Origin of the sequence: Bradyrhizobium sp. 33ap4, assembly GCF_032654765.1 — a bacterium.
GTDB lineage: Bacteria > Pseudomonadota > Alphaproteobacteria > Rhizobiales > Xanthobacteraceae > Bradyrhizobium > Bradyrhizobium australafricanum.
Genome location: NZ_JAUMTJ010000003.1, coordinates 188,976 through 208,634, shown reverse-complemented (window position 1 = coordinate 208,634; position 19,659 = coordinate 188,976). Strand labels below are relative to the sequence as shown.

Genomic DNA, 19,659 nt, shown 5'->3' with positions numbered 1-19,659 from the left:
CTATGACGCCTTCTTCAACCGCTCGATCGCCTCGAGAATCTTGGCGCGGCGCTCCGCTGCTGCCGCGCGCTTTTCCTTCTCTTCCTCGACGAGCTCGTCCGGCGCGTTGGCGACGAACTTGTCGTTGGCGAGCTTGGCATCGACCCGCTTGATGTCGGCGTCGGCCTTGCCGAGCTCCTTCTCCAGCCGCGTGCGTTCGGCCGCGAGATCGATCACGCCCTTCAGCGGCAGCGCGACCGCCTCGCCGCGGACAAGGAGCTGCACCGCGCCTTCCGGCGGGTGATCGGCGAACGAGATATCCGACAATCGCGCGAGCCGCTTGATGGTGTCGTTCCAGCGCCGCGCGCGGTCCCGCGTCTCGTCGGAGGCGCCCGCGATCACCAGCGGCGTCAGTGTCGACGGCGGGATGTTCATTTCCGCCTTCACCGACCGCATCGCAGTGACGAGATCGACCACCCAGCCGATCTCGGCCTCGGCCGCGGGATCGCTGAACTCGTCGGCGTCGAGCGCGGCAATCACCGGCGGAATGATCGGATCGACCACCGGACCGGCGGTCGCGATCGCGGCCAGCTGCTCGCCGGTCACGCCCGACTTGCGCGGCCAGGACGCCAAGACCAACAGGCCGTCGCGCTGTGCGGTCACCGCCCACAGCTCCTCGGTGATGAAGGGCATGAACGGATGCAGCAGCTTGAGGATCTCGTCGCGGGTCCAGGCGATCATGGCGCGGGTCTCGGCCTTGGCCGCGCCCTCCTCGCCCATCAGCACGGGTTTCGCGAGCTCAAGATACCAGTCGCAGAACACGTTCCAGACGTAGCGGTAGATCGCGCCCGCGGCATCGTTGAAGCGATGATCCTCGATCGTCTCGGTCACCTCGCGGGTGACGCGCGAGGTTTCGTGCGCGATCCAGCGGTTCAACGTCTCCTTTGCGCCCTTCGGATCGAAACCGTCCGGCTTGACGCACTCGTTCATCTCGGCGAACCGACAGGCGTTCCAGAACTTGGTCGCGAAATTGCGGTTGGTCTCGACCACATGCGGCGACAGGCGGATGTCATGGCCTTGGGCCGCCTCGCGGGTCAGCGCGAAGCGCAGCGCGTCGGCGCCGTATTCGTCGATCACGCCGAGCGGGTCGATGACGTTGCCCTTCGACTTCGACATCTTGGCGCCCTTCTCGTCGCGGACGAGGCGGTGGATGTAGACGGTCGAGAACGGCGCCTCCTTCATGAAATGGAGGCCCATCATCATCATGCGGGCGACCCAGAAGAAGATGATGTCGAAGCCGGTAACCAGCGTATTGGTCGGGTAGTAGCGCGCGACCTCCGGCGTGTCGTCCGGCCAGCCCAGCGTCGAGAACGGCCACAGGGCCGACGAGAACCAGGTGTCGAGCACGTCCTCGTCACGCGTGATGAAGCCCTCGCGCTTGGCGGGGTCGACCGCCATGTCGTGGCCCTGCTCCGGCGTGATGACTTCCTGCTCGACGTAATAGCCGAGCGCGTGGCCGACCGCCTCTTCCTCGGTCTCGGCGACGAACACCTTGCCGTCGGGTCCGTACCACGCCGGGATCTGATGGCCCCACCAGAGCTGGCGCGAGATGCACCAGGGCTGGATGTTCTCCATCCACTCGAAATAGGTCTTTTCCCAGTTCTTCGGCACGAACGTGGTTTCGCCGGAGCGCACCGCCGCGATCGCCGGCTGCGCCAGCGTCTTGGCGTCGACATACCACTGGTCGGTCAGATACGGCTCGATCACGACACCGGAGCGGTCGCCATGCGGCACCATGTGGGTGTTGGGCTCGATCCGCTCGAGGAAGCCGAACTCCTCCAGCCTTGCGACGATCTTCTTGCGCGCCGCGAAGCGCTCGATCTTGTCAAACTCGGCGGCGAACTCGTCGGCGCCGACAGGCAGGCCGCGCAGATAGTCCTCGTTGCCCACCAGGCTGAGGCTGCCTTCCTGGTCGAGCACGCTGATCTGCGGCAGGCCGTGACGCTTGCCGATCTCGAAGTCGTTGAAGTCGTGCGCAGGCGTCACCTTGACCGCGCCCGAGCCCTTCTCCGGATCGGAATAGTCGTCGGCGACGATCGGAATCCTGCGGCCGACCAGCGGCAGGATGACGTGCTGGCCGACCAGATCGGCGTAGCGCTCGTCGTCCGGATGCACCGCGACCGCGGTGTCGCCGAGCATCGTCTCGGGGCGCGTCGTCGCGACCACGATGAACGATTTCGGATCCTCGGGGCTGAAGCTGCGGCCCTCGATCGGGTAGCGCAGGTACCAGAGATGGCCCCTGACCTCGACCTGCTGCACTTCGAGATCGGAGATCGCGGTGAGCAGCTTCGGGTCCCAATTGACCAGGCGCTTGTCCTTGTAGATCAGGCCATCGCGGTGCAGCTCGACGAACACCTTGACGACGGCGCGCGACAGGCCCTCGTCCATGGTGAAGCGCTCGCGCGACCAGTCGCAGGAGGCGCCGAGACGCTTGAGCTGGTTGACGATGGTGCCGCCGCTCTCGGCCTTCCACTGCCAGACTCGCTCGAGGAACTTGGCGCGGCCCATGTCGCGCCGGCCCGGCTCCTGCCGTTCCATCAGCTGACGCTCGACCACCATCTGGGTGGCGATGCCGGCGTGATCAGTGCCGGGCTGCCACAGCACGTCGCGGCCGCGCATCCGCTCGAAGCGGCACAGGATGTCCTGCAGCGTATTGTTGAGCGCGTGGCCCATGTGCAGCGAGCCGGTCACGTTCGGCGGCGGGATCACAATGGTAAAAGGCGCGGCGTCCTTGCGTTCAGGCCGGCCGGCCTTGAACGCACCGCTCTCCTCCCAGATCCGGGCCATCCGGTGCTCGATATCGGCGGGCTGGTAGTTTTTCTCGATCATGACAATGCGCTGTGGACCATGGAAAGCGTTAGAAAGCCGCCGGAGCGCACCAAGTCAACCGGACCAGTACGTCAAATCGACGTTTAGGGCATTTGGGGAGCTGATTGAGGGCCGCCAGGCCCAACGGCGGGAGTCAGCCTCGCGCCGGTTGCGTTGCTAGCGCCCACGGCGGAGCTAGCGCCCGCGGCGGAGCTAGCGCCCGCGGCGGAGCTAGCGCCCGCGGGATACCCGCTCGATCTCGGCCTTGACGATCCGCTCGACCAGCCCGGGCAGATTGTCGTCCAGCCAGGACTTCAGCATCGGCCGCAGCATCTCCTTGACCAGATCCTCGAGCGTCCGCGCATTGTTGCTCAGCACGGTGTTGGCCAAAGAGTTGAAGGCCGACTCGACGGCCCGCATCGTGGTTCCCGAGATGATCTGCTGCATGGGCGCGGTCTCGATCGCCGGCGGCTCCCGGGCCGGTTCCGGCGCCCGGCTCCGCGCTTCCGTGAACTCGAGGTCGTCCTGCGGCTCGACCTTGCGGAACGACGGCGCGGCGGCCGGGTCCGGCAGCGCCATCTCGTCGGTGAGTTCGAACACGTCGGCTTCGGGCTGGGCCGCGGGCTGCGGCGACGGCCTGATCTCGGCTGCGGGCGTCGCCTCATCGAGGCTGGCGAGCAGCGAGTCGATATCGTCCTGACTGTTGCTGGCCGCCGGTGCCGGCGCCGCAGGCGGCGGTGATTTCGGCGCCGGCGCGGCGGCCTTCGCGGCCGGTGGCGCTGCGGACGGCGGGCTCTTCATCGCGGGCTTGGCTGCTGGTGCTGGCTCGACCTTCGGCGCCGGGGCTGCAGCGGCGGCCGCAGGCTTCTCGGCCGCGGCCGGCTTCGCCTCGTCGTCGGCAATGATGCGACGGATCGACGCCAGGATCTCCTCCATCGAGGGCTCTTGGACCTTCGCAGGTTGCGTCATCTCCGACTCCACATCGAAACGATTTTACATCAAGCCCGAGAGGATTCGCCGGTTCCGATGATGCGGGCGGAGATTTTGACTGCTCCCGCCCGACTTGTCCCCAGATCAAGCCCGCCCGAGGCTTTGTGCAAGCTTCGTGTCGCCCAATGCAGCGTGCTCACAGGGGGCGTCGCACCTGTCATCACGCTACGCCGGCGCGCCGCGAATCGCCTTGCTGCCCGACAAAACGGTATGTCAGGCCAATTATCGAATGCAAGCAAACGCGCCTGTTTGTGGTCCTGATTAACTCAGAACCACAAACATGACGCGATAAGCGATGACGATGCGAAGGTGTTTAGCGGCCGTCGGGCGTGCGTACGCCGGCCCAGTTGTCACGAACCTGCTGGTAATGCACGCTCGGATCGTAGACGTTGGTCGAAAGCCCGAGCACCTGCGGCGACAAGCGGCCAACCGCGCTCAGCACGTTATAGGACGCGACGACGCGGTCGTGCTGCGCGGTGACCAGCGCGTTGCGCGCGTTGACGAGCGCCTGCTGCGCGTTGAGCACGTCGAGCGTGGTGCGTTGACCGGCCTTGGCCTCTTCGCGCACGCCGTTCAGGGCGATCTCCGACGCAGTCACCTGCGCCTGTGCCGATGCCACCTGCGACTTGCCGGCGACCAGCTGGCCCCACGCGGTGACGACGTTGGCGCGCGCCTGATCGCGGGTCTGTTCGAGCACGAGGCGCTGCTGCGCCAGCGATTCCTTGGACTGGCGGATCAGCGAGTATTCCGCACCGCCCTGGTAGAGTGGCACCGACAGCTGGACCGCCGTTCCCGCGCTGAATGCGCGCTGGCTGATCAGGGTCTGTTCGTATTGCTGCTGCACCGACGTTTGCAGGTTGACCGACGGGAACAGCGCACCCTCGCTGACCTTGACCTGCAGGAAGTTGACGTCGACGCCGTACATCGCCGAGGTGACGTTCGGATTCTGGGTCAGGCTGAGATCGACGGCGGCCGCAAGCGTCGTCGGCAGGAAGCGGTCGACCGGCGAGCCCGGCGCGAGATTCTGCGGCTCGTTGCCGATGATGCGGCGGAAATTCGATCGCGTCGTCGTCAGGTTCGATTCGGCGGTGAGCTGCTGGGTTTTACCTGCCGCGAGCTGCGCTTCGGATTGCGCGACGTCGGTCCGCGTCACTTCGCCGACATTGAAGCGGTCCTGGGTCTGCTTCAGCGTCTGTTCCAGCACGCGCGTGTTGCTGCGCTGAACTTCGACGATGGCGGAGTCGCGGAGATAGTCCATGTAGATCGTAGCCGCGCTCAGGATCACGGTTTGCTCGAGCACACGCAGGCCCTCGCGCGCCGCCGAGACCTGGCTTTCGGCCGCGCGCACCCTGGGCGCGGTCTGCGCGTTGAACAGCGATTGGTTGACCGTGAGGCCTGCGCTGCGCGGCGCGTTGGCGCCATGGATTTGGGTGCGGACAAGATTGTTCGCGTCGCCGCCCTGTGTCGTCAGCGTATCGGTGTATTGGTACCCCGCGCTTGCCGTCAGTGCGACTTTCGGGCGGTAGCCCGACAGTGCCTGCGGAACGTTCTCATCAGTTGACCGCACCTGCGCGCGTTGCGCGTTCAGCTGGGGATTGTTTTGGTAGGACCGCACCAGCGCGGCCTCGATTGTATCGGCGAGTGCGGGCACAGGGCCCATCTCCGCCAACAGAAGGACGGCAGTCGCAGCCGCGGTGACAACCTTCACCCCACGCATCCCCGGAAATCCAATCATTGTAGTCGCCGTCTCCCACACGCAAATCAGTCCGGCGGTCGCTTCAGTCGAAGTGAGTCCCGCCTCACCTTAGTCCGCAGCTAGGGCCAACGGAACTACCCCGCAACGGAACACGGTCGAAACTCTTCACATGGGGCAAACGGGCCACACTTCTGATTCGGAACGGGATTTTATCAGCCGGTGCGCCGCCATCGCGGTCAGAAGACGAAGGCGGGAACTCGCTCGAATCCGGGTAAAACGGGGGCCGAGGCGTCGAACAGCTCGCGATGGCCGAAATCCCCGTGGGAGTGCGTCACCAGGGTGGCGCGCGGCGGCGGCAACAGGCCGAACACCCCGACCAGCCGGCCCCCCTCCTTGAGTTGGCCGAACAGCCCGGTCGGGACGATTTCCGTCGCACCATTGAGGATAATGACGTCAAACGGGGCGCCCGCGGCATCGCCATCGGCGGCCGCGGCCGCTTTGACCGTGATATTCTGGATCCCGAGCTCGGCGAACGCCGTGGTCGCCTTTGCGGCAAGGGCCGGATCGCTTTCGGTCGCGCTGACCTCTGCGGCAAAGCGCGCCACGACGGCGGCGGCGTAGCCGGTCGCGCAGCCGACCACGAGGACGCGGTCGGTGGCCTTGATCTCGGCGGCTTGGAGCATCCGGGCGAGCAGCGCCGGCGTGATCAGGCAGCGCTTCGTCGCACCGCCCTCGGCGACATCGAGGTCGAGGTCGAGATAGGCCAGCGCCTGCTTGCTGGCCGGCACGAAGACCTCGCGCGGCACGGTCAGCATGGCATCGAGAATGCGATCATCGGTCACGTCGCTCGGACGCACCTGACCATCGACCATATACTGGCGCGCGGTCGAAAAACCGGTCATTGGCGGAGACCCTGCAAGTCGCGGCATTGCCGCTGGAGAAGCTAGAACAGGGCCATCTTTTGGAACAAGCTCCGCCAAAACGCAACACGCCGCTGGCGTGCAAAACGCGCTCCCAAAACGCGCTCCAAGGCGCAGTCTATTCGATCGTGACGGCGAGCCGGCCGATCAGGCGGGCAACTTCATCGAGATGCTCGGAATCGTGCTCCTCGACGGCCCTCGCGAGCCGGCGGACGCACTCGTCGTCACTGATGTCGGGGGCATCGCTCGGAACGAGCGTCGGCTGCGGCATCGACAGGTCGATCAGGTTAATGGCCATCAAAATCACCTCTCAAGACCCGGCGGGAGCAAGTGTCGACGGCTATTGAGTCGATTTGACGACGTTTTCGGCCTGTCCGCTGCGGACCACGGGCTTGTGATGGCGATTTGGGGGATCGATGGGGCCAGACCAAACTGGCTCCCCGGGCTGGATTCGAACCAGCGACCATTCGATTAACAGTCGAATGCTCTACCGCTGAGCTACCGAGGAATAGGCGAACATCTGTTCGCGAGCGGGCAGCGTATAACAAAGCCTTTCGGCCTTGCAAAGAACCAAATGGCCCCTCCGGCGAAACTTTAGCGCGCACGGTAAGCCTCTGCGATACAAGGGCTTACCTATCGCACGGCGTGCAACATGCCCAGCCCGCCGGCCCGGCCGCGCTCCCGCGGGCGCCTGGAAACACCGCCAGCGCGGCGGTCGCACCGCGCCCGCGATTCTGTCAGGGGCGCCACGGCCCAGTTCCTCTCGCAAACGGGTTGGCTACCGCCCGGCGATGGCAACGATGAACAGCGCGGTCGCGGCCAGCGATGCAATGGTCCGCACGTGGTTCCAGAAGGTTCAGTCGGTCAGATAGCGCGCCCAAACCGACGCCGCCGACGTGCCCGCCGGGTCAGAGGCCGCAAGCTGATCATTCAGCGGCACATTGAAGACGACGGTGACGACGAACATGCCGACCACGTAGAGGCCGCCGCAAATCATCGCAACCGCGCCCGGCTCCTGCCATCTGAGCCCGCCGAGCACGGCGAGCACGGCGCAGGACAGCGTGGTGCCGAGGAACACCAGCATGAACGGCGAGCGGACGATATCGACATTGATCGCGTTCATCGCCGAGATGCCGGCGGCCTGATCGATGCGGCCGAGCGCGGTCATGACGAAAGCCGAGAACGCGAAATAGAGCCCAGCGAGCAGGCCGCAGCCGAGCGCGGAAAACCAAAGCAAGCCCGAGGTCAAGATCTGGCGCATCGTTCCGCCTCCAAATGCGAGATATACTCGTATTTGTGAAATGCGATAAACTCTCGTATTAGAGCCGTCAACCCCGATCGCAGGGAAGCGAAAGATGTCGAGACGAAAGGCCGCATCCGTGGAAGTCGCCCTGCCCGGGCTGGCGCGGCTTGCCCCGACCCAGCAGCGCAGCCGCGAGCGCTTCGAGCGCATCCTCGCCTGTGCGACCGAGATCATGGCGGAAAAGGGCAGCGAGGCTTTCCGCATGAGCGACGTCGTCGCGCGCAGCGGCGTCGCATTCGGCTCGCTCTATCAATATTTCCCGGACAAGGCCGCGATCATCGGCACGCTGGCCGAACGCCATAACGCGGTCGGGCGCGATTGCGTCAGGCGCGATCTGGCCGCGGTGACGACCGCGCGCGACCTGCACCCGGCGCTGTGCAGGATCGTCGACAGCTACTACGAGATGTTCATGCGCGAGCCTGTCATGCGCGACATCTGGCAGGCGACGCAAGCCGACCGCGCCCTGCAGAAGCTCGATGCGGACGACATGGCCGTGCTCTCCGGCCTGTTGTCCGACGCGATCAGGCGGATTGCGCCCGACATGCCGACTGCCGCTCTCGCCACCTTTTCCGCCCTGACCATGACACTGATCGCAGCCGCCGTGCGTCACACGATCACGCTGCCACCGAGGAAGGCGCGGCAGGCGCTGACGCAGTTCAAGACCATGCTGCCGCACGACCTCGCCAGTCTGGCATGACGGCTCCGGCACGAGCGTTGGGAATATTCCCTGTACAGAAACGATAGATACGGGCGCATACGGCTTACGCCGTTCGCGTCAGCAGGAGCCGAGGATCGTGCGGCATGCGACTGGTCCCCACCGTGCGATACTTGCCTCCATTGTCACGTCTCCCTAAAATTCCTGCGATATTTGACGGCTATGAATACCGCCGGGAATCCCGGCAAGAGTTTTTAGAAAGTTGTGATTTGTTTCACACGAGGTGCGGCCATGCCGACCTAGGTTCCCGAAGGGATCACCAACGATTCATTAACCAAAGCGGGCGCCATCGTTCTTTTCATAAAATTCGAACGAATCGCTCAATCCGGACCGAAGACTGTTTTGCGACCATGGCGCTCTCGAACCTCGGAGAGCGTGATGAGCGAAGTCGAATTTGATCTGCTGCTGGACGCCGTGCGAACGGCGATCGCGCCCATTGCTCAGGAGGATTTCGTGGCTCAGCCCTCGCCCCGCATTCAGCCGCCACCGCGCGCGGCCAATGACAACCAGGCGCCGTGGCCGCTGATTCCGTTTCCTGAAGGTTGGTACGCCGCGAGCTAATGCGGCTTCTCATTGACTGGCTGCAAGCCATTGATGAGATGAGTGGAGGCCACGACCAGAATTGAACTGGTGTACACGGTTTTGCAGACCGTTGCGTAACCACTCCGCCACGTGGCCCCTTGCGGCGCACTTCATATACGCCCTCTCCGAGATAGGCAACCAAGCCGGACGGCTAACGCCGGCGTCTGCGAAAGTCCCGCTTCTTCGGTTTTGGCGCCAATTCCGGCATTTTGGCCTGCACTTCGCGGAATCTCGCCAGCATCCGCTCGAAACTATTAGTTAACGTTGCGGCAATGTCCGGCCGCTTCTCCAGCCGCGCCAGCAGGATCGCGGCCGCCTCAATGGTGGACAGGCCGTCGCGGCGCGGTTCCCGCCGCAGTCTGCCGTAGAGCGAGGGCCGTTTCGGCCCGAGAATCACCCGCTGACACTTCAGCATCCAGGCATTGCGCCACCACAGCGCCTTGGCCTGGCTCCAGGTGCCGTCGAGCAGCACGATGCCCTCGATGTCGGAGAGGATGGCGCGCTGATGCGGCTCAAGCTCGCCCTTGCGGTTGATCGCAACGATCTCGGCATCGGTCTCGAGGTCTTCGACCTTGGCGGAGCCGAGATAGAGCGCCGCCCAGCGTGACGGATCGGGTACCGGCCGGCCGAGCGCCTTGGCCAGGCTCGGCCAGGACAGCCCGATCCGCACCACGGCGTTTTCGAAATGCTGTGCCAACAGTCGCGCGGTGCCGAGCGCCCTGTCCTGCTCCTGCGGATGGATCAGGATCAGGAGCTGGATGCGGCTCTCGATCGGCGTGACGCTGTCGCAGATGCACAGCGGCAACGGCTTGCCGCAATGCGCGCACTCCTCGATCTCGGCGACAATATCGGTTTTTGCTTCGGTCGGTTCGGACATCGCTCCGCTATACGCTTGCAATCGTGCAATTCAAACTATTCCGCGGGTGCGTGCACGCCTGACGGCTCGCGGCGCTGGCGCAGCCGGTCGATCAAGAGATAGATCACCGGTGTCGTGTAGAGCGTCAGGATCTGCGACACGAACAGGCCGCCGATGATGGTGATGCCGAGCGGCCGGCGCAGCTCGGTGCCCGGGCCGGTCGCAATGACCAGCGGAATGCCGGCGAACAGCGCGGCCATCGTCGTCATCAGGATGGGACGGAAGCGCGCGCGGCAGGCCTCGAAGATCGCGTCCCGCGACGACAGGCCCTGATGCCGCTCGGCCTCGAGCGCGAAATCGACCATCATGATGCCGTTCTTCTTGACGATGCCGATCAACAGGATGATGCCGACGAAGGCGATCACCGTCAGCGGCGTGTTGGTCACCTGCAAGGCGAGCAAGGCGCCGAGCCCGGCCGAAGGCAGGGTCGAGATGATCGTGATCGGATGCGCCAGGCTCTCATAGAGCACGCCGAGCACGATATACATCGCGACCAGCGCGCCGAGGATCAGGAGCGGCTGCCGCCCGCTGGTCTTGTTGAAGTCGCCGGCATTGCCGTCGAAGCTGCCGCGAATGCCCTCGGGCATGTGCAGCTCGTCGACCGCCTGCTGGATGTTCGTCGTCGCCACCTCCAGCGGCACGTCCGGCAGCAGGTTGAACGACACCGTGGTCGAGGGGAAGCCGCCGGAGTGATAGACCGCGAGCGCCGACAATCCACGCTGGTAGTGCACCAGCGCCGACAGCGGCACCTGCACGTCGTTGGCGCCGGCAACGTAGATGCGCTCGAGGTTCGACGGATCGCTCTGGAATTTCGGATCGATCTCGAGCACTACCATGTACTGGTTGCGCTGGGTGTAGATGTACGAGATCTGCCGCTGCGAGAAGGCGTTGTTGAGCGCATTGTCGATGTCCTGCACGCGGACGCCGAGGCTGGAGGCGGTCTTGCGGTTGATCACGAGGTTGAGCTGTAGCCCGCCGGGATCGCGGTCGGAGGAGACGTCCGTGATGCCCTCCACCGTTTCCATGCGCTTGGCGATGATCGGCGCCCATTTCTGCAGCAGCTCGAGATCGGTCGAGGCGAGCGTGTACTGGTAGTCTGAATCGCTCTGCCGGCCGCCGGTGCGAATGTCCTGTGCGGCGAACATGAACAGGCGGATGCCCGGCACCATGAACAGGTTGCGGCGCAGCCGGTCGATCACCTGCGCGGTCGACAGGCCTCCCCGCTCCTCCGGCGGCTTCAGGCTGATGTACATGATGCCGCGGTTGGAGGTGGCGCCGCCCGGGCCGCCGCCGGAACCGACTGACGAGCCGATGCCGGCGACAGCGGGGTCGGCCATCACGATGTCGGCGAGCCGCTGCTGCAGCTGAAGCATCGCCTGGAACGAGATATCCGCCGACGCCCGCGTCGCGCCGATGACAAAACCGCTGTCGTCGGTCGGGAAATAGCCCTTCGGCGTCTTGATGTAGAGCGTCACTGTCAGCGCGACGGTGGCGAAGAACACCACCAGGGTCAGGAAGGGATAGCCGAGCACGATTCGCAGCGTCGCTGCGTAGAACGCCACGACACGGGACAACGTGCCCTCGATGACGCGATCGTACCAGGTGGCATGATCCGAGGTCGCCTCCCTGATGTAATGCGCGCAGATCATCGGCGTGATGGTCAGCGACACCACGGTCGAGACCGCGATCGCGAACACCAGCGTCAGCGAGAATTCGCGCAGCAGCCGCCCGACGATGCCATCCATGAAGATCAGCGGCGTGAAGGCCGCGATCAGCGACAGCGAGATCGACAGCACCGTGAAGCCGATCTGCTTGGCGCCTTCGACCGCGGCCGGATATGGCGCCATGCCCTGCTCGAGATTGCGGTACATGTTCTCGATCATCACGATGGCGTCGTCGACCACGAAGCCGACGGAGATCGCCAGCGCCATCAGCGACAGATTGTCGATCGAGAAGCCGGCGAGCCACATTCCGGCGCAGGTGCCGGCCAGCGCCAGCGGCACCGACACGCCGGCGGCGATCGTCGGCACCACCCGACGCAGGAACACGAACACCACAATCATCACAAGCACGGCGGTCGCCAGCAGCGTGAACTGCATGTCCTCGACGCTGGCGCGGATCGTTCCGGTACGATCGACCAGGGTGGAGATCTCGACGCCCGCCGGAATCCATTTCCTCAATTCCGGCAGCATCCTGCGAACGCCGTCGACGGTGTCGATGACGTTGGCGTCGCCCTGCTTGGTGATCTGGATCAGCACCGCCGGCTGCTTGTTGAACCAGGCGATCGAGCGCGAGTTGCGCACGGAATCCTCGACCTCGGCGACGTCGGCGAGACGGACGTAATTGCCGTTCGAGCTCTTGATGACAATGTCGCGGAATTCGGCCGCGGTGCGCATCTGCTTGTTGATCGAGAGCGTCTCGCTCAGCCGGCCGCCATTGAAGATGCCGACCGGTCCCAGCGGGTTGGCATTGATGATCGCGAGCCGGACGTCGTCGGTCGCGATCCCGGCGTTCGCCAGGGACACCGGATTGAGCGCGATGCGCACCGCCGGCTGATCGGCCCCGCTGACGGTCACCTCGCCCACTCCCGGCACCTGCGAGATGCGCTGCGCCAGCACCGTGTCGGCGACGTCGTACATCGCGCTAGTCGAGATCGTCTTCGAGGTCAGCGCCAGCACGAATACCGGCGACGCGGCCGGGTTGGCCTTGCGGAACCTGGGCAGCGACGGCAGGTCGCTCGGCAAATCGGCGAGCGAGGCGTTGATCGCGGCCTGCACGTCGCGCGCGGCGCGGTCGATATTGCGGCCGATCGAGAACTGCACCTGGATGCTGGTGGTGCCGAGCGAGCTCGTCGAGGTGATCTGGTCGACGCCCGAAATGGTGCCGAGCTTGCGCTCCAGCGGTGCGGCGACGGTCGCGGCCATTACGGAGGGATCGGCCCCTGGCCTGGACGCCGACACCCGGATGGTCGGGAAATCGACATTCGGAACCGACGACACCGGCAGGAACTGGTAGGCGACGATCCCGACCAGGAACAGCCCGATCGCAAGCAGTGTGGTGCCCACCGGCCTGCGGATGAAGGGCTCCGAGATCGAGATCACTGCATGCCCTCGGTGGCGCCCGCGATCGGCGGGCCGCTGGGACCCGGCTCCGGCACGGCCCGCTCGATCCGGCGGTTGAGGCGGTCGAGCGCCAGATAGATCACCGGCGTGGTGTAGAGCGTCAGCAGCTGGCTCAGCAGCAGGCCGCCGATGATCGAGATGCCGAGCGGGAAGCGCAGTTCGGCGCCGGTGCCGCTTTCGATCGCGAGCGGCAGCGCGCCGAACAACGCCGCCAGCGTCGTCATCATGATCGGGCGGAAGCGCAGCAGGCAGGCCTGCACGATGGCGTCATAGGACGACATGCCCTGGCGACGCTCGGCCTCCAGCGCGAAGTCGATCATCATGATCGCGTTCTTCTTGACGATACCCATCAACAGGATGATGCCGATCAGGCCGATCACCGAGAGGTCCTGCCCGCACAGCATCAAGGCGAGGATGGCGCCGACGCCGGCCGAGGGCAGCGTCGAGAGGATGGTGATCGGATGGATATAGCTCTCATAGAGCACGCCGAGCACGATATAGATCGTGATGATCGCCGCCAGGATCAGCCAGGGCTGGCCGGCGAGCGAGCGCGAGAATTCGGCGGCGTCGCCGGAATAGATCCCGACGATGCTGCCGGGCATTCCGATCCTGCTCTCGATCGCCTTCACGGCCGCGACCGCGTCGCCCAGCGCTTCGCCCGGCGCCAGGTTGAAGCTGAGCGAGACCGACGGGAATTGCGCCTGGTGCGAGATCGCGAGCGGCGCCGTGGTCCGGACCAGCGTCGCCACCGCCGACAGCGGCACCTGCGCGCCGTTGGCGCCGGGCAGATAGAGCTTGTCGAGAATCGACGGGTCGCGCTGATACATCGGCAGCGCTTCGAGCACGACGCGGTACTGGTTGGCCTGGCCGTAGATCGTCGATATCTGCCGCTGCGCGAAGGCATCGTTCAGCGTGTCGGTGACGCCCTGCAGACTGACGCCGAGCTGGCCGGCACGCTGGCGATTGACGTCGAGCGCCGCGCGCAGGCCGCCCTCCTGCGCCTCCGAGGAGACATCGCGGAAGATCGGGTCGCGCCGCATCTCGGCGACGAGCTTTTGCGCCCATTGCGAGACCTCGGCGGCGTCGGTCGCGGTCAGCGTGTACTGGTATTGCGAGCGGCTCGACTGGGTCGAGATCTGCACATCCTGCACCGGCTGGAAGTACACCGTCATGCCGGGCACCGTCGCGATCTTCTCCTTCAGCCGCTCGATCACCTTGACGACGCCCTCGCGCCGCTGGTCGAGCGGCTTCAGCGTCATCACCAGACGGCCGACATTGGTGGTCGGATTGACCGAGCCCGAACCGATCACCGAGACAACGCCGACCACATCAGGATCGGCCTTGATGATGTTTGAGACCGCGCTCTGCCGCCGCTGCATCTCGGCGAACGAGACGTCGGGTCCGGCCTCGGTCACCGCCGTGATCGATGAGGTGTCCTGCAGCGGCAGAAAACCCTTCGGTGCCAGCACATACATGATCAGCGTCAGCGCGATGGTCGCGAACGTCACCAGCAGCGTCGCGCGCTGGCGCCGCAGCACCCAGAGCAGCGTCCGATGGTAGAACTCCACCATGCGGTCGATGAAACGGCTGACCGCGGCAAGGCCCGGGACCGCCATCTCCTCATGGATGTTCTTGAGCAGCCGCGAGCACATCATCGGCGTCAATGTCAGCGAGACGATCGCCGAGGTCACGACCGCGATCGTCAAGGTGAGCGCGAATTCGCGGAACATGCGGCCAACCAGGCCGGACATGAACAGCAGCGGGATGAACACCGCGATCAGCGACACCGTCAGCGAGATCACGGTGAAGCCGATCTCGCTGGCCCCCTTCAGCGAGGCCTCCATCACCGTTTCGCCGTCTTCCATGTGGCGGACGATGTTCTCGATCATGACGATGGCGTCGTCGACCACAAACCCGGTTCCGATGGTCAGCGCCATCAGCGACAGATTGTCGAGGCTGAAGCCCGCGAAATACATGATGCCGAAGCTCGTGATCAGCGACAGCGGCAGCGCAACGCCGGCGATCAGGGTCGCGCGCAGCGACCGCAGGAACAGGAGCACCACCAGCGTCACAAGCACGACGCTCAGGATCAGCGTGAACTGCACATCGCGTACCGAGGCGCGGATCGTCACGGTACGATCGGAGACAATGGTCAGCTTGACGCCGGCCGGGACCGCGCGTTGCAGCCGCGGGATTTCGCCGCGGATCTGCTTGACGACGTCGATGACATTGGCGCCCGGCTGGCGCTGGATGTCGATGATGACGGCCGGCGTGCCCTGGTACCAGCCGCCGGTGCGGTCGTTCTCCAGCCCATCGACGATCTGGGCGACGTCGCCGATCGTGACCGGCGAGCCGTTGCGATAGGCGATGATGATCGGCCGGTAGGCGTCGGCGGCGGCGATCTGGTCGTTGGCGGCGATGGTGTAGGATTGCTGGGCGCCGTCGAGCGAACCCTTCGGCCCCGACACGTTGGCACCGGCGATCGCGCTGCGGAGGTCCTCCATCGCGATGCCATAGGCCGCGAGCCGGGCCAGATCGGCCTGCACGCGCACCGCCGGCTTCAATCCGCCGAGGATCGAGACCCGGCCGACGCCGGAAATCTGGCTCAGCCGTTGACCCAGGATGGTGTCGGCGAGATCGCTCATCGCCCGCAGCGAGATCGTCTCCGAGGTCAGCGCCAGCGTCATCACCGGCGCGTCCGCCGGGTTCACCTTGGCGTAGACAGGCGGATACGGCAGCGTCTTCGGCAAGATGCCGGCGGCCGCATTGATCGCGGCCTGCACATCCTGCGTGGCGCCGTCGATGTCGCGGTTGAGGTCGAACTGCAGCGAGATCTGGCTGACGCCGAACGAGCTCGTCGAGTTCATCGACGACAGCGACGGGATCTGCCCGAGCTGCCGCTCCAGCGGCGCCGTGATCAGCGAGGCAACCACGTCGGGGCTCGCGCCGGGCAGTTGCGTCGTCACCTGCACGGTCGGGAAGTCGACCTGCGGCAGCGCCGAGACCGGCAGCGCCCAATAGCCGAGCGCACCACCGATCATCAGGGCGATGCCGAGCAGCGAGGTGGCGATCGGCCGGCGGATGAACGGTTCGGAGACGCTCATGGCTGCGTGCTCGCTGTTAGATCGGACATTACGAAGTCAGGATGCCGGTCATGGCTGCGCCTTCGGCGCGCCGCCCGACAGTTCGCCCCCTGCTGCCGGCGCGGGCGCCGGTCCGGTCTGCCCCTTCTGATCGCCTTCGCTATGCTCGTGCCGGCCGCGATGCTCGCCGTCCTTGCCCTGCCAGTCTTTCTTACCGTCCGTGCCTTGACCTTCGCCTTGCGCCCCGCGCTTGCCGTCAGGGTTGCGGCTGCGCTTGCGCGGCGCGAGATCGGCGGCCGGCGGCCCGTCGTCCTTGCCGACCACGACCTTCGCGCCATCGGCGAGATTGGCAAAGCCGGTCGTCACGACGCGGTCCGACGTGGTCAGGCCGCTGGCGATCACGGCCTCATGCTCGTTCTGCTGCGTGACCGTGACCGGCTTGGCGGTGACGATATCGCCCTCACCGATCACGTAGCTGAACGTGCCGGCGGGACCGCGCTGCACCGCGGAGGTCGGCACCACGATCGCCTGCGGCAGGGTCTCGACCTTGAGGCGGACATTGACGAACTGGCCGGGCCAGAGCTGGTAGCTGGCATTGGGGAATTCCGCCTTCAGCTTCAGCGTGCCGGTGGTCGGATCGACCTGGTTGTCGATGCCGGTCAGCTTGCCGGTATCGATCACGGTGACGCCGTCATTGCCGAACACGTCGACCGCGAGTTGGCCCTTCGCGGCCGCGGCGTTGACCCGCATGATCTGCTGCTGCGGCAGGCTGAACCATACTGCGATCGGCTGCAGCTGGGTCAGGATGACGAGCCCCGTGGTATCGGCGGCGTGGATGATGTTGCCCTGGTCGACCTGGCGAAGGCCGGCGCGCCCCGCGATCGGCGCGACGATCTTGGTATAGCCGAGCGTGGCGCGCGCATTGTCGATCTGGGCCTGGTCGGCCTTGATGATGGCCTGCTGCTGCGCGACCAGCGCTCGCTGCGTATCGGCCTGCTGCTTCGAGCCCGCGTTGGTGGCAGCGAGCTGCTCATAGCGGGCAAGATCGATCTTCTGATTGGCGAGCAGCGCTTCGTCCTTGGCCTTCGTGGCCACCGCCTGGTCGTATTGCGCCTGATAGATCGCCGGATCGATCTCGCCCAGAACATCGTCCTTCTTGACGTCCTGGCCCTCGACGAAATTCACCTTGAGCAGCTTGCCGTCGACCTGCGAGCGCACGGTCACGGTATTCAGCGCCCTCACCGAACCGACGCCGTCGAGATAGACCGGCACGTCATGCACCTGCGGCGTGGCCGCCAGCACCGGCACCGGCAGGTCAGGCCGCCCGCCCGCGCCGCGCCCGCCGCCCCCATTTTGCTTGGGCTGGAAGGCGAGCCAGCCGAGATAGCCGAGCCCGCCGAGGATCACGAGCGTGATGAGCAAGGACACCATGCGCCCCAGCACGCGCGAGAGAAGGCTCCGCTTGCGCGGCGCCGTGCGTTTCTCGTCGTCCGTCGAGTCGGGCTTAAAGAGCATCGACCGGTCTTTCCATCTTCGGTTCCCAGCCGCCCCCTAATGCTTGATATAGGCTCACGATCGCCAATAGCCGGGCCAGTTGGGCCTGCGAATAGGCATCTTCCGCCTGGAACAGGGTCAGCTGCGTGTTTAGCACAGTTACGATATCGGCGGTGCCGGCCTTGAGCTGCTGCTCGGCGAGGTCGAAGGCGCGCCGCGACGACGACAGCACGTCGCGCTGCAGCTGCAGCCGGCGCGTGGTCTCGCGGATCGCGACCAGCGCATTGTCGACGTCGGTGAACGACTGCACCACCGTCTTGCGGTAGGTCTGCAGCAACTCGTCCTGCTTGGCCTTGGTGTACTCGAAATTGCCGAGGATCCGGCCGCCGTCGAAGATCGGCTGGGTCATGCTGCCGACCAGGTTGAAGAAGGCGGCATGCGGCTGGAATAGCGAGACCAGCGCCTGGCTCTGGTAGCCGCCCGTTCCGGTCAGCTGGATGCTCGGGAAGAACTGCGCCCGCGCGCTGCCGACATTGGCGGTGGCGGATGCAAGCTGCGCCTCCTGCCGGCGGATGTCGGGACGCTGAGTCAGCAATTCAGACGGCAGGCCCGGCGTAACGCGCGGGATCGCAACGGCGTTGAGCGAGCCGCCGGAGACGCGCACGCTTTCCGGCGGTCGCGACACCAGCACCGCGAGCGCATTGATGCTCTGGTCGAGCGTCTGCCGCAGCGGCGGCACCAGCGCGCGCTGGTTGGCGAGCACGGTCTCCTGCTGCGCGACGTCGAGATCGGAGCCGGTGCCGGCCTTGAAGCGCTCCTTGATCGCATTGAGGATGCGCTCGGCGCTGGCGATGTTGCGCTGCGCGGTGCGCAGCCGGTCCTGCGTCGCGAGCACGCTGAAATAAGCATTGGCGACGCTCGCCAGCGTGGTCAGCGCCACCACCTCGCGGTCGAACCGGTTGGCAACGGCGGTCTCCTCCGCCGCCTGCGCGGCGTCGCGGTTCTGGCCCCAGAAGTCGAGCTGATAGCTGGCGCTCAGCGAGGCGTTGTAGTTCACCACCTCGCGCCCGCCATTGGTGAGGCCGCTGGCGCTGGAGCCGGAGGTGCGCGAGTAGGTTTCCGATCCGTTGAGATTGAGGGTCGGCAGCAGCGCCGCGCCGGCCTGCCGCGCCAGCGCGTCGGCCTGGCGGAAGCGCGCAACCGCAGCGGCGATGTCGAGGTTGACGGTCTGCGCCTCCTCCATCAGCTGCGTCAGCTCCCTGGAGCGGAAGCCCCGCCACCAATCGAGCGTCGGAAGCGCGTCGCCCGGCCGGCCGAGACGCACGGCCTTGTAGCCCTGCGGCACGTCGAGCGCTGGGTCAGGGATGTCCTGGGTCAGAATGCAGCCGGCAGAACCAACGACCAGGCCGAGCGCAACGAGCGAACGTGCCGCGAGCCGGCGCGCGCGGGCGGCGAGGCCGAACCGGCCTCCAGGCACCATCACGGACACCGGCTGGGTCACACCCGTTCTCCGCCGAAGCCAGACTTCGCCCGTGGCGCACGAATGACGCGTTCAGCGATGGTCTGGGTGACGTTCACGGGGGTATGCTTCCAATGGAACCTGCCTGTCCCATCCTACCCTTGGGACAATGGGGCGGACAGCCCCGTCACGATTGCGTGGCGTCGCATCGCAAGCGATTCGTAGCTACCTTGAATGCCGACTTTTCCCTATTTTTTACGGCATTTCCGCGCATTTCGGACCGGTGCCGGAAGTCACGATTCTTACAAAGATTTCATGGGGATTTCTCGGCTGCTGTTGCATTGAATCCGCAAGATGTGCCGGCACGGCGCCAGACTCGCGCCACCGCGCACCGCGCCGTCAGGTCTTGATTGGCCGAGAGCGCGCAACTCACGCGAAACCGCGGACCACAGGATGATTGTGCTGGCCGACCCGACCGCCACAAAACGGAGTTCTCCCCAAGCCCGTGACCTCCGCGCTTGCGAGGTCAAGC

The 19,659-nt window shown here is 65.5% G+C and carries 12 protein-coding genes, 2 tRNA genes and 1 pseudogene; 2 read left to right on the top strand and 13 right to left on the bottom strand.

The annotated features are described in order from the left end of the window. From Q2M23_RS03865 to Q2M23_RS03835, 7 genes and pseudogenes are all read right to left on the bottom strand, one after another. A complete protein-coding gene (locus tag Q2M23_RS03865) occupies positions 1-2,868 on the bottom strand; it encodes a valine--tRNA ligase (protein ID WP_316394303.1) in 2,868 nt (955 codons plus the stop codon). A gap of 210 nt (positions 2,869-3,078) precedes the next feature. Then, the gene (locus tag Q2M23_RS03860) at positions 3,079-3,816 is read right to left on the bottom strand and encodes a PopZ family protein (RefSeq protein ID WP_168856413.1); all 738 of its coding nucleotides are present in this window, start codon (positions 3,814-3,816) and stop codon (positions 3,079-3,081) included. Between the two features lie 334 nt (positions 3,817-4,150). Then, positions 4,151-5,554 carry a TolC family outer membrane protein gene (locus Q2M23_RS03855; protein WP_050385334.1) on the bottom strand — a complete coding sequence of 468 codons (1,404 nt, stop codon included), beginning with the start codon at positions 5,552-5,554 and terminating at the stop codon, positions 4,151-4,153. A gap of 215 nt (positions 5,555-5,769) precedes the next feature. Beyond that, complete coding sequence (locus tag Q2M23_RS03850) at positions 5,770-6,435, bottom strand: protein-L-isoaspartate O-methyltransferase (protein WP_316394299.1); 666 nt, start codon at positions 6,433-6,435, stop codon at positions 5,770-5,772. 136 nt (positions 6,436-6,571) lie between these two features. Further along, a complete protein-coding gene (locus Q2M23_RS03845; RefSeq protein WP_050404540.1) occupies positions 6,572-6,751 on the bottom strand; it encodes a hypothetical protein in 180 nt (59 codons plus the stop codon). 135 nt (positions 6,752-6,886) lie between these two features. Then, positions 6,887-6,961, bottom strand: a tRNA-Asn gene (locus Q2M23_RS03840). 270 nt (positions 6,962-7,231) lie between these two features. Then, positions 7,232-7,714: pseudogene (locus Q2M23_RS03835) on the bottom strand (DUF1772 domain-containing protein). Positions 7,715-7,808: 94 nt separating this feature from the next. Here Q2M23_RS03835 and Q2M23_RS03830 point away from each other — a divergent pair. Beyond that, positions 7,809-8,453 (top strand): TetR family transcriptional regulator, encoded by a 645-nt coding sequence (locus Q2M23_RS03830; RefSeq protein WP_168856415.1) that lies wholly within the window; start codon positions 7,809-7,811, stop codon positions 8,451-8,453. A gap of 396 nt (positions 8,454-8,849) precedes the next feature. Next, positions 8,850-9,032 carry a hypothetical protein gene (locus Q2M23_RS03825; protein ID WP_024584196.1) on the top strand — a complete coding sequence of 61 codons (183 nt, stop codon included), beginning with the start codon at positions 8,850-8,852 and terminating at the stop codon, positions 9,030-9,032. A 43-nt stretch (positions 9,033-9,075) separates the two neighbouring features. Here Q2M23_RS03825 and Q2M23_RS03820 read toward each other — a convergent pair. The 6 genes from Q2M23_RS03820 to Q2M23_RS03795 form a co-directional block, all read right to left on the bottom strand. Beyond that, a tRNA-Cys gene (locus tag Q2M23_RS03820) sits at positions 9,076-9,149 on the bottom strand. A gap of 55 nt (positions 9,150-9,204) precedes the next feature. Beyond that, positions 9,205-9,930, bottom strand: coding sequence for a tRNA-uridine aminocarboxypropyltransferase (locus tag Q2M23_RS03815; RefSeq protein WP_316394293.1), 726 nt, complete (start codon positions 9,928-9,930; stop codon positions 9,205-9,207). Positions 9,931-9,965: 35 nt separating this feature from the next. Further along, complete coding sequence (locus tag Q2M23_RS03810) at positions 9,966-13,070, bottom strand: efflux RND transporter permease subunit (RefSeq protein ID WP_316394291.1); 3,105 nt, start codon at positions 13,068-13,070, stop codon at positions 9,966-9,968. Continuing rightward, positions 13,067-16,195, bottom strand: a complete 3,129-nt coding sequence (locus Q2M23_RS03805) for an efflux RND transporter permease subunit (protein ID WP_316394289.1) — start codon at positions 16,193-16,195, stop codon at positions 13,067-13,069. The genes Q2M23_RS03810 and Q2M23_RS03805 overlap by 4 nt, the downstream gene beginning before the upstream one ends. A 48-nt stretch (positions 16,196-16,243) precedes the next feature. Continuing rightward, positions 16,244-17,689, bottom strand: a complete 1,446-nt coding sequence (locus tag Q2M23_RS03800) for an efflux RND transporter periplasmic adaptor subunit (protein WP_316394287.1) — start codon at positions 17,687-17,689, stop codon at positions 16,244-16,246. Beyond that, positions 17,679-19,148, bottom strand: coding sequence for an efflux transporter outer membrane subunit (locus Q2M23_RS03795; RefSeq protein ID WP_316394383.1), 1,470 nt, complete (start codon positions 19,146-19,148; stop codon positions 17,679-17,681). The genes Q2M23_RS03800 and Q2M23_RS03795 overlap by 11 nt, the downstream gene beginning before the upstream one ends. Between the last annotated feature and the right edge of the window lie 511 nt (positions 19,149-19,659).

Excerpts from the sequence above, each read along its gene's own strand:
- Q2M23_RS03795 (WP_316394383.1), bottom strand. The coding sequence starts at position 19,148 with ATGGTGCCTGGAGGCCGGTTCGGCCTCGCCGCCCGCGCGCGCCGGCTC.
- Q2M23_RS03855 (WP_050385334.1), bottom strand. The coding sequence starts at position 5,554 with ATGCGTGGGGTGAAGGTTGTCACCGCGGCTGCGACTGCCGTCCTTCTG.
- Q2M23_RS03860 (WP_168856413.1), bottom strand. The coding sequence starts at position 3,816 with ATGACGCAACCTGCGAAGGTCCAAGAGCCCTCGATGGAGGAGATCCTG.
- Q2M23_RS03865 (WP_316394303.1), bottom strand. The coding sequence starts at position 2,868 with ATGATCGAGAAAAACTACCAGCCCGCCGATATCGAGCACCGGATGGCC.
- Q2M23_RS03830 (WP_168856415.1), top strand. The coding sequence starts at position 7,809 with ATGTCGAGACGAAAGGCCGCATCCGTGGAAGTCGCCCTGCCCGGGCTG.
- Q2M23_RS03800 (WP_316394287.1), bottom strand. The coding sequence starts at position 17,689 with ATGCTCTTTAAGCCCGACTCGACGGACGACGAGAAACGCACGGCGCCG.
- Q2M23_RS03825 (WP_024584196.1), top strand. The coding sequence starts at position 8,850 with ATGAGCGAAGTCGAATTTGATCTGCTGCTGGACGCCGTGCGAACGGCG.
- Q2M23_RS03845 (WP_050404540.1), bottom strand. The coding sequence starts at position 6,751 with ATGGCCATTAACCTGATCGACCTGTCGATGCCGCAGCCGACGCTCGTT.
- Q2M23_RS03850 (WP_316394299.1), bottom strand. The coding sequence starts at position 6,435 with ATGACCGGTTTTTCGACCGCGCGCCAGTATATGGTCGATGGTCAGGTG.
- Q2M23_RS03805 (WP_316394289.1), bottom strand. The coding sequence starts at position 16,195 with ATGAGCGTCTCCGAACCGTTCATCCGCCGGCCGATCGCCACCTCGCTG.
- Q2M23_RS03815 (WP_316394293.1), bottom strand. The coding sequence starts at position 9,930 with ATGTCCGAACCGACCGAAGCAAAAACCGATATTGTCGCCGAGATCGAG.